1 protein-coding gene is annotated in these 316 nt (G+C 80.7%); it reads left to right on the top strand.

The window, feature by feature from the left end; translation table 11 throughout:
- A partial coding sequence (locus JNW98_RS34895) for an aminoglycoside phosphotransferase family protein (RefSeq protein WP_223772288.1) occupies positions 1-316 on the top strand: 316 nt, incomplete at both ends.

Raw genomic sequence — 316 nt, 5'->3', positions numbered from 1 at the left:
GGCGGCGGCCGAGCACGCCGCGCTGGAACACTGGGGCGGCCTGGGCGCGGTCCGCGTCCTCGCGGCCGCCCCGGACGCGGGCGCGCTGCTGCTGGAGCGGCTGCACCCGGACGTCGGCCTGCGCTCGCTCGCCGAGGCCAAGGCTCAGTTGGAAGCGTCGGCGACGCTCCAGCGGCTGTGGGTCGCGCCGCCCGGCGGCACGGCCGTCCCCTCGGTGGCCGACCACACGGCCGCCCTCGCCGCCGCCCTGCGCGCCTGGCGGGACGAGCCCTGGGCGGCGGACGCCCGGCCCCTCGTCGACGAGGCCCTGGAACTG

Origin of the sequence: Streptomyces huiliensis, from assembly GCF_020037025.1 — a bacterium.
Taxonomy (GTDB): Bacteria; Actinomycetota; Actinomycetes; order Streptomycetales; family Streptomycetaceae; genus Streptomyces; species Streptomyces huiliensis.
Note: the sequence above shows the minus strand (reverse complement) of the source record. Positions and strands in the feature narration are given on the sequence as shown.